This is a genomic window from Isoptericola sp. NPDC057191, from assembly GCF_042670225.1.
Classification (GTDB): Bacteria; Actinomycetota; Actinomycetes; order Actinomycetales; family Cellulomonadaceae; genus Isoptericola.
In genome coordinates, this window is the sequence record NZ_JBHUWC010000032.1 from 19,095 (window position 1) to 28,025 (window position 8,931).

The 8,931-nt window shown below is 73.9% G+C and carries 9 protein-coding genes; 7 read left to right on the forward strand and 2 right to left on the reverse strand.

The genetic code is table 11. The features are described from left to right. Window positions 1-49: 49 nt before the first annotated feature. Window positions 50-1,135, forward strand: coding sequence for an L-threonine 3-dehydrogenase (gene tdh / locus ACFT55_RS06970; RefSeq protein ID WP_380242975.1), 1,086 nt, complete (start codon window positions 50-52; stop codon window positions 1,133-1,135). Continuing rightward, window positions 1,136-2,326 carry a glycine C-acetyltransferase gene (locus ACFT55_RS06975; RefSeq protein WP_380242977.1) on the forward strand — a complete coding sequence of 397 codons (1,191 nt, stop codon included), beginning with the start codon at window positions 1,136-1,138 and terminating at the stop codon, window positions 2,324-2,326. 17 nt (window positions 2,327-2,343) lie between these two features. Here ACFT55_RS06975 and ACFT55_RS06980 read toward each other — a convergent pair whose 3' ends face one another. Continuing rightward, window positions 2,344-3,234, reverse strand: a complete 891-nt coding sequence (locus ACFT55_RS06980; RefSeq protein WP_380242980.1) for a DNA-formamidopyrimidine glycosylase family protein — start codon at window positions 3,232-3,234, stop codon at window positions 2,344-2,346. Window positions 3,235-3,302: 68 nt separating this feature from the next. On the opposite strand from ACFT55_RS06980, the gene ACFT55_RS06985 reads away from it, so the two are divergent. Beyond that, window positions 3,303-5,108, forward strand: a complete 1,806-nt coding sequence (locus ACFT55_RS06985; protein WP_380242982.1) for a proline--tRNA ligase — start codon at window positions 3,303-3,305, stop codon at window positions 5,106-5,108. A gap of 37 nt (window positions 5,109-5,145) precedes the next feature. On the opposite strand, the gene ACFT55_RS06990 is transcribed toward ACFT55_RS06985, so the two are convergent. Continuing rightward, window positions 5,146-6,264: a DUF4439 domain-containing protein gene (locus tag ACFT55_RS06990; RefSeq protein ID WP_380242984.1), complete on the reverse strand. Its 1,119-nt coding sequence runs from the start codon at window positions 6,262-6,264 to the stop codon at window positions 5,146-5,148. A gap of 190 nt (window positions 6,265-6,454) precedes the next feature. Between ACFT55_RS06990 and rimP the strand changes: the two genes are divergently transcribed. The 4 genes from rimP to ACFT55_RS07010 all read left to right on the forward strand — a co-directional run. Continuing rightward, window positions 6,455-7,045 (forward strand): ribosome maturation factor RimP, encoded by a 591-nt coding sequence (gene rimP, locus ACFT55_RS06995; protein ID WP_380242986.1) that lies wholly within the window; start codon window positions 6,455-6,457, stop codon window positions 7,043-7,045. 2 nt (window positions 7,046-7,047) lie between these two features. After that, on the forward strand, window positions 7,048-8,115 hold the full coding sequence (nusA, locus tag ACFT55_RS07000; RefSeq protein ID WP_380242988.1) for a transcription termination factor NusA: 1,068 nt from the start codon (window positions 7,048-7,050) through the stop codon (window positions 8,113-8,115). Between the two features lie 15 nt (window positions 8,116-8,130). Next, the gene (locus tag ACFT55_RS07005; protein ID WP_380242990.1) at window positions 8,131-8,475 is read left to right on the forward strand and encodes a YlxR family protein; all 345 of its coding nucleotides are present in this window, start codon (window positions 8,131-8,133) and stop codon (window positions 8,473-8,475) included. A 184-nt stretch (window positions 8,476-8,659) separates the two neighbouring features. Continuing rightward, window positions 8,660-8,931: translation initiation factor IF-2 N-terminal domain-containing protein (locus ACFT55_RS07010; protein WP_380242992.1), on the forward strand; the 272-nt coding region annotated here is incomplete at its 3' end.

The window sequence follows — 8,931 nt, forward strand, 5'->3', positions numbered from 1 at the left end:
CGTGAGAGGGTGCAGCCGTGACGACGACGTTGGCGACGGAGGTCGCAGGGTGAAGGCGCTCTACAAGCCGGGTCCGGGACCCGGGCTCGAGCTCGTGGACCGGCCGGAGCCGGAGGCGGGGATCGGCGACGTGAAGATCCGCGTGCTGCGCACCGGCATCTGCGGCACGGACCTGCACATCGAGCGCTGGGACGAGTGGGCGGCCTCGACGATCACCGCGCCGCTGGTGCCCGGGCACGAGTTCGTCGGCGAGGTCGTGGAGGTCGGCGAGCTCGTGCACGACGTGGCCGTCGGCGACATCGTGTCGGGCGAGGGCCACATCGTGTGCGGCACGTGCCGCAACTGCCGCGCCGGGCGCCGGCAGATGTGCATCCGGACCCAGGGCCTCGGCCTGCACCGCGACGGCGCGTTCGCCGAGTTCGTGGTGCTGCCCGCGACCAACGTGTGGGTGCACCACGCGGGCGTCGACCTGGACGTCGCCGCCGTCTTCGACCCGCTCGGCAACGCCGTGCACACGGCCCTCGCGTTCCCGGTGATCGGGGAGGACGTCCTCGTCTCCGGCTGCGGCCCGATCGGCCTCATGGCGATCGCCGTCGCCCGGCACGCCGGCGCGCACCTCGTGGTCGGCACCGACGTGAGCCCGGCGCGGCTCGAGATGGCGCGCGCGATGGGTGCGGACGCCGCCCTGGACGTGCGCACCGCGCGCGTCGCCGACGCCCAGCGGGAGCTGGGGCTGCGCGAGGGGTTCGACGTCGGCTTCGAGATGAGCGGCGCCCCGAGCGCGCTGCCCGAGATGATCGCGAACATGAACCACGGCGGTCGCATCGCGATGCTCGGCCTCCCGTCGGGCCCGATCGCCGTCGACTGGGGCACCGTGGTGACGCACATGCTCACCCTCAAGGGCATCTACGGCCGCGAGATGTTCGAGACGTGGCAGGCGATGGACGCGATGCTGCGCACGAGCGAGACGTTGCGCACGGCGATCGCGTCCGTCGTCACCGACCGGCTCCCCGCGAGCCGGTGGCGCGAGGGCTTCGAGGCTGCGGCCTCGGCGCACGGCGGCAAGGTCGTGCTCGACTGGACGGACTGGACGGACGGGGCGCCCCTCGGGGCGGCCACGGGAGCGGAGGCGTAGATGTACGGGGCGTTCCGGGAGCACCTGGCGGGCGAGCTCGAGGAGATCGAGCGGGCGGGCCTGACGAAGCACGAGCGCGGGATCGCGGGGCCGCAGGGCGCCCGCATCCGCGCCGACGGCGCGGACCTGCTCAACTTCTGCGCCAACAACTACCTCGGCCTGGCAGACGACCCGCGCATCCTCGCGGCCGCGCGCGACGCCCTGGACACCTGGGGCTACGGCCTCGCCAGCGTGCGGTTCATCTGCGGCACGCAGGACCAGCACCGGGAGCTGGAGCAGCGGCTCGCGGGCTTCCTGGAGACGGACGACGCCATCCTGTTCTCGTCGTGCTTCGACGCTAACGGCGGCGTGTTCGAGACGCTCTTCGGCGCCGAGGACGCCATCGTGTCCGACGCGCTCAACCACGCCTCGCTCATCGACGGCATCCGGCTGTCGAAGGCGGCCCGCTTCCGCTACCGCAACCGCGACATGGCGGACCTCGAGGACCAGCTGCGCGCGGCACGCGACGGCGGCGCGCGGCACGTCGTGATCGTCACCGACGGCGTCTTCTCCATGGACGGCTACCTCGCGCCCCTGCAGGAGATCTGCGACCTGGCCGACCGGTACTCGGCGCTCGTGCTCGTCGACGACTCCCATGCGGTCGGGTTCATGGGCGACCACGGGCGCGGGACGCCCGAGCTGTGCGGTGTCGCCGACCGGGTCGACATCCTCACGGGGACGTTCGGCAAGGCCCTGGGCGGGGCCTCCGGCGGCTACGTCGCGGCGCACCAGGAGATCGTGGACCTCCTGCGGCAGCGCGCGCGGCCCTACCTGTTCTCCAACACGCTCGCGCCGATGATCGTGGCGGGCACCTCCACGGCGCTCGACCTCGTCGAGGGGTCCGCCGACCTGCGCGCGCGCCTCGGCGAGAACGCGGAGCTGTTCCGGCGGCTCATGACGGAGGCGGGCTTCGACCTCCTGCCCGGCGAGCACCCGATCGTGCCCGTGATGTTCGGCGACGCCGTCCTTGCGGCGCGGATGGCCGAGGCCATGGGGGAGCGCGGGGTGTACGTGACCGCGTTCAGCTTCCCGGTGGTGCCCCGCGGAGAGGCGCGCATCCGGGTGCAGCTGTCCGCCGCGCACACGCCCGAGCAGGTCCGCACCTGCGTCGACGCCTTCGTGGCGTCGCGGGAGGCGGTCGCCGCCGGCTGAGGCAGTCGCCGGCGCTGCTACTTCAGCAGCTTCGACATCCGCCGGTCGGCCAGCACCTGCCCGCCGGTCTGGCACGTGGCGCAGTACTGCAGCGACCGGTCGGCGAAGCTGACCTCGCGGACGACGTCGCCGCACACGGGGCAGGCCTCGCCGGTGCGGCCGTGCACGCGCATGCCCGCCCGCTTGGCGTCCTTGAGCTCCTTCGCGGGCTTGCCGGACGACGCGGCGACGGCGTCGCGCACGGTCGTCACGACGGCCTCGTGCAGCGCCGCGACCTCCGCCGCGGTGAAGGACCGCGTGAGCTTGAACGGGGACGTGCGCGCCACGTGCAGGATCTCGTCGGAGTAGGCGTTGCCGATGCCGGCGATGGCCCGCTGGTCGCGCAGCAGGCCCTTGACCTGCTGGTTCTTGTCCTGCATCAGCGCGGCGAGCGCGTCCACGGTGAACTCCGGCGACAAGGGGTCGACGCCGAGCGTCGCGACCTGCTCCACCTCCTGCGGGTCGCGCACCACGTACACCGCCAGCCGCTTGCGGGTGCCGGCCTCGGTGAGGTCGAAGCCGGCGCCGTCGTCCAGGCGCACCCGCAGCGCCAGCGCCGGACCGCGCGACGAGCCCCCCATCCTCGGCCGCACGGGGGTGGTGGGCGCCTGGTCCGACCACCGCACCCAGCCGCCGCGCGAGAGGTGGAACAGCAGGTGGACCGCGCCGTCGTCCCCCGCGGCCGTGAGATCGACCCACTTGCCGTGCCGGGCGACGCCGGCGACCTCCCGCCCGACGAGGGCGGTGACGGGCGGGTCGAACGTCTTCAGCGCGGCGATGGCCGCGACGTCGGCCGCGGCGATCCGGCGGCCGGACGTGCGCTCGTCGAGGAACGTCGCCAACGCCTGCACCTCGGGAAGCTCGGGCATGCGGCCATGCTGCCAGCCCGGTCCGACGGCGACCAGGGGAGGGCCTCGGCGCCGCTAGGCTTGCCCCCATGTCGATCGTGTCCGCCCGCAGGCCCCAGGGCGACCTGCTCCGCCTGTCCCAGCTCTTCGTCCGCACGCTGCGCGAGGACCCGGCCGACGCCGAGGTCGCGAGCCACCGGCTGCTCGTTCGCGCCGGCTACATCCGCCGCGCCGCGCCCGGCATCTACACGTGGCTGCCCCTCGGCCTGCGGGTCCTGGCGAAGGTCGAGGCCGTCGTGCGCGAGGAGATGGACGCGATCGGCGCGCAGGAGGTGCACTTCCCGGCGCTGCTGCCGCGGGAGCCCTACGAGGCCACCGGCCGCTGGACCGAGTACGGGCCCAACATCTTCCGGCTGAAGGACCGCAAGGAGAGCGACTATCTCCTCGCGCCGACGCACGAGGAGATGTTCACCCTCCTGGTCAAGGACCTGTACTCCTCGTACAAGGACCTGCCCCTGGCGCTGTACCAGATCCAGAACAAGTACCGCGACGAGGCGCGCCCCCGCGCGGGCCTCATCCGCGGCCGCGAGTTCATCATGAAGGACTCGTACTCGTTCGACGTCGACGACGCGGGGCTGGACGCCAGCTACGCGAAGCACCGCGCCGCCTACCAGCGGATCTTCGACCGCTTCGGCTTCGAGTACGTCATCGTCTCGGCCCACGCCGGGGCGATGGGCGGCTCGAAGTCGGAGGAGTTCCTCGCCAAGTCGGCGATCGGCGAGGACACCTACGTCGAGTGCCGCGCCTGCGGCTACGCCGCGAACGTCGAGGCGGCGAAGGCCCCCGTGCCGGACCCGGTCCCCTACGAGGGCACGGCTGCGGCGCACGCCGAGGACACCCCCGGCACGCCGACGATCGACTCGCTCGTCGACCACCTCAACGAGCGGTTCCCCCGCGACGACCGGCCCTGGCAGGCGGGGGACACCCTCAAGAACGTGCTGTTCCGCCTGGACCACCCGGACGGCACCTCCGAGGCCGTCGCGATCGGCGTCCCCGGCGACCGGGAGGTCGACGTCAAGCGCATGGAGGCCGCCTTCTACCCGGCGGAGTTCACGCCCTTCGGCGAGGCCGACTTCGCCGCGCACCCGGAGCTGGTCAAGGGGTACATCGGTCCCGGCGCGCTGGGCGAGGAGGGGACGTCGAAGATCCGCTACCTGCTCGACCCCCGCGTGGTCGAGGGCACGCGCTGGGTGACCGGCGCCAACGAGCCCGGCAAGCACGTCGTCGACCTCGTGGCGGGGCGGGACTTCACGGCGGACGGCACGATCGAGGTGGCAGAGGTCCGTCCGGGCGACCCCTGCCCGAACGGCGACGGGACCCTCGAGACGGCACGCGGCATCGAGATGGGCCACGTGTTCCAGCTGGGCCGCAAGTTCGCCGAGGCGCTCGACCTCAAGGTGCTGGACGAGAACGGCAAGGCCGTCACCGTGACGATGGGCTCGTACGGCGTGGGCGTGACCCGCGCGGTCGCCGCGATCGCCGAGGGGAACCACGACGACAAGGGCCTCGCCTGGCCGATCCAGGTCGCCCCGGCCCACGTCCACCTCGTGGCCACGGGCAAGGGCGCCGAGGTGTTCGACGCCGCCGAGAAGCTCGCCACGGAGCTCGCCGACGCAGGTGTGGAGGTCGTCTACGACGACCGTCCCAAGGTCTCGCCCGGCGTGAAGTTCGCCGACGCGGAGCTGTTCGGCGTGCCGCTGATCGTCGTGGTCGGCCGTGGTCTGGCCGACGGCGTGGTGGAGGTCCGGCCCCGCGCCGGCACCTCGGAGCAGGTGCCCGTGGCCGATGCCGCACGGGTCGTGACGGACAAGGTCGCCGCGCTGCTGGCCCGCTGAGTCCTTCGGGCTCGGCCCGCGGCGCCGTTCCCGGGCGTCAGTCCCCGGCCTGCTCCGGCAGGCCGGGGAAGGGCACGGGGTCGGCGCCCCAGTCGTCGAGCGTGACGGCGGAGTCGACCAGCAGGTCGACGAGCACGCCCCGGGTACCCGCCGTCGTCGTCCCGACGAGCGTCGCGTAGTCCGTGGCGAGGTCGTTCTCGAGGTCGAGCACCAGGCCCTTGTCGCCGAGCTCGGCGACCCGGGGCACGGCGTACGCGGCTCGGCGAGGGTCCTGGCCCGTGGCCTGGGTCCCCGCGACGGCGGCCCAGCCGTCCGCCCGGTCGCCGTGCTGCACGACGCGCGCCAGGAGGCGCTCCCGCCTGTCGCCGGAGCCGATCGCGGCGCGCAGCTGCAGCGCGTAGCGTGCCGCGTCCTCGGAGACCACGAGGGTGCTCAGGTCGTGCGCCGTCAGGCCTTCCGGCACCACGCCGTCGCGCTCCTCGCCCTCCCGCTCCGCCGTCGCGGCACCGTCGTCCGACCCGCTGGGCGAGGGAGAGGCGTCCTCCGCGGCGCGACCCGCCCCGGTGGGGGCGGGGACCCGGGGCACGGTCACGTCGGGGCCCTTCGCGTCGGTGAGCGCCGCGAGCCGCTCGGCCGAGACCGTCTGCGCGGCCCCCACGGACGCGACCAGGCGCGCGAGCGGGCCGTCGGTCGTGGTGCCGGCGGCGGTGCGCGAGCGCGCGGCGGCGTCCTCCAGGGCCTTGACGACGTCGGCGGGGGCGACCTCGTCCGCCTCGGAGGACTGCGTGCCGGTGGGCTCGTCCGTCGCCAGCCCGGAGTCGTACTCGCCGCCCAGCGCCTCCGCCTGCACGCGGGAGTCCGCGGCGATGCGGGTCAGCTCGCCGACGAGGCGCTCCCGGTCGGCCGGGACCTCCACGAGCGCCGCCTCGGCACCGTCCGCCACCAGGAGGGCGTCGGAGACGGCCGTGCGCCGCACCACCTCGAGGGCGTCGGGGACCGGCTCCGCCGCCGGCGGCGCCTCGAGACGGACGCCGCAGCCGGCCAGCAGCCCGACGGCGAGGACCGCGCCGGCGGCGGCCGTCCGGGGGCGGCGCCGGGCCGTGACCGTGCCCGCGGCGGGGGCGGTGGTCCGGGCGGGGGCGGGCTGCGGTTCCATCGTGGCCGATGATGCCACGCGCGCGGGGTCGCCGGTGTGACGTTCCTCCGTGCGGCCGGGCACGCCGTGCGGCGCGAACGGGGCCCGTCGTTCGTTACGCTGGACGCTGCACACAACGACACACCGGCCGCGGGACGTCCCGGCGCGGGAGCACACGGCAGTTCAACGACGTGACCCACGGGAGGCAGCGATGGCAGCGCAGCACGGCCGTACGACGGCGGCCGGGTCGAAGGCCGAGGCGGTGCGGCGGGTCGTGGCCCCCGCGGTCGAGGCGGCGGACCTGTACCTGGAGGACGTCGTCGTGACGCAGGCCGGCGCGAAGTCGGTCGTGCGCGTCACGGTGGACCTCTCCGAGGACGCGCTGGGCAGCCTCGACTCCGACACCCTGGGCGAGGTGGCACGCGCGATCTCCGCGGCCCTGGACGCCGACGACGTGGTCCCGGGTGCCTACACGCTGGAGACCTCCACCCCCGGCACGTCGCGGCCCCTGACCGAGCTGCGCCACTTCAAGCGCGCCCGCGGCCGCCTGGTCGCGCTCCGGCTGCACGACGGCACGACGGCCGAGGGGCGCCTGGTCGAGGTCGAGGACGCTGCGGGCGACGACCGCGGGCCCGCGCTGGTCCTGGACGACGGCACGCGCCTCGCCGTCGCCGACGTGCGCAAGGGAAAGATCGAGGTCGAGCTCAAGCGCCTCGACGAGGCGCCGGGCGAGACGGACACGGGCGCGGACGACGACGCGCAGGACGACACCACGGGCGACGCCCGTCACGAGAAGGGCTGACGATGGACATCGACATGAGCACGCTCCGGCTGCTGGAGCGGGAGCGGGACATCAGTCTCGACGTCCTCGTGGCCGCGATCGAGCAGGCGCTGCTGTCGGCCTACCACCGCACGCCGGACGCATACCAGCACGCCCGCGTCGAGGTGGACCGCAAGTCCGGCCACGTGACGGTGTGGGCGCGGGAGGAGATCCGGACGCCTGACCCCGAGGACCCGGACGCGCGTCCGACGATCGAGCTCGGCCCCGAGTTCGACCACACGCCGGCCGACTTCGGCCGCATCGCCACGGCCACCGCCCGCCAGGTCATCGTGCAGCGTCTGCGGGACGCCGAGGACGACCAGGTGCTGGGCATGTTCCGCGGCAAGGAGGGCGAGGTCCTCGCGGGCGTCATCCAGCAGGGCCGCGACCCCCGCGTCGTGCTCGTCGACGTCGGCGGCACGGAGGCCGTGCTGCCGCCCCACGAGCAGGTGCCGACGGAGGAGTACGTGCACGGCGAGCGGCTGCGCGCGTACGTCGTCGAGGTGTCCCGCGGGATGAAGGGCGCGCAGGTCGTCCTGAGCCGGACCCACCCCGGCCTGGTCCGCAAGCTCTTCGAGCTCGAGGTGCCGGAGATCGCGGACGGCGCGGTCGAGATCACGGCGATCGCCCGGGAGGCGGGGCACCGCTCCAAGGTGTCGGTGCGGTCCAAGGTGGCGGGCCTCAACGCCAAGGGGGCCTGCATCGGCCCGATGGGCGCCCGCGTGCGCGCCGTCATGGCGGAGCTGCACGGCGAGAAGATCGACATCGTCGACCACAGCGACGACCCCGCCCGCTTCGTGGCCAACGCGCTCTCGCCGGCTCGTGTGACCTCCGTCACCGTCGTCGACGCCGACGCGAAGGCCGCGCGCGCCGTGGTCCCCGACTACCAGCTCTCCCTGGCGATCGGCAAGGAGGGGCAGAACGCCCGTCTCGCCGCGAAGCTCACGGGCTGGCGGATCGACATCCGGTCCGACGAGGCCGCGCCCGCGGAGGGCACGGCGGCCGGTGACGACGCAGGTGGCGCCGCGGTGTCCCGCGGGGCCGAGGGCTGAGGCCGGTCACGACAGGTGGGCCGTCGCGCTAGACTGTCGGGGACCGGGCCACGCGCCCAGCCCTCGGCCTCCCCACGTACCCCTCCGGAGATCTCCGGTCCGGTACGGACGTGCGTCGGGTGCCGGGAGCGTGACCAGCGGTCCGCTCTCCTGCGGTTGGTGCTCGAGCGGTCGGGTCACGAGGAACACCTCATGGCCGACGAGCGAGGGTCCCTGCCGGGGCGTGGCGCCTGGATCCATCCGACGCCCGCCTGCCTGGCGCTCGCCGAGCGTCGTCGGGCCGTGCCGCGTGCGTTGCGTGTCACGGGTCCGCTCGACCTCTCGGGCGTCCGGGATCATCTGGAGCAGCGGGAACGTTGAGTCCTCCGGCCCGTGCCGTCTCAGGCGGCCGGGCTGTCGCGACCGAGCTTGCTCGGCCGCATCCATCGAAGTCGACAAGGAAGCGGGTCAGAAGCCGATGGGCACCCGATGAGTTCCGTGCGATGAGTACTCAGTACTAACGACGGTCCTCCCTGTCTCGCAGGAGGGCCGAGACAGGAGAGTTGTGGCGAAGATCCGCGTACACGAGCTGGCCAAGCAGCTCGGGGTGGAGAGCAAGACCCTGCTCGCCGACCTGAAGTCGGCGGGCGAGTTCGTCCGGTCGGCGTCCTCGACGCTCGAGGCACCGGTCGAGCGAGCCATGCGCAGCAAGTACCAGGACGCGGCCCCCGCGTCCTCGGGGGCCAAGGCTGCTGAGCCGAAGGCGGCGGCGCCGCGCGCCGAGCAGAAGTCCGCCCCGGCGAAGCCGGCCCCCAAGCCTGCCCCGAAGGCGACCCC

Excerpts from the sequence above, each read along its gene's own strand:
- nusA (WP_380242988.1), top strand. The coding sequence starts at position 7,048 with ATGGACATCGACATGAGCACGCTCCGGCTGCTGGAGCGGGAGCGGGAC.
- rimP (WP_380242986.1), top strand. The coding sequence starts at position 6,455 with ATGGCAGCGCAGCACGGCCGTACGACGGCGGCCGGGTCGAAGGCCGAG.
- ACFT55_RS06985 (WP_380242982.1), top strand. The coding sequence starts at position 3,303 with ATGTCGATCGTGTCCGCCCGCAGGCCCCAGGGCGACCTGCTCCGCCTG.
- ACFT55_RS06975 (WP_380242977.1), top strand. The coding sequence starts at position 1,136 with ATGTACGGGGCGTTCCGGGAGCACCTGGCGGGCGAGCTCGAGGAGATC.
- ACFT55_RS06990 (WP_380242984.1), bottom strand. The coding sequence starts at position 6,264 with ATGGAACCGCAGCCCGCCCCCGCCCGGACCACCGCCCCCGCCGCGGGC.
- ACFT55_RS06980 (WP_380242980.1), bottom strand. The coding sequence starts at position 3,234 with ATGCCCGAGCTTCCCGAGGTGCAGGCGTTGGCGACGTTCCTCGACGAG.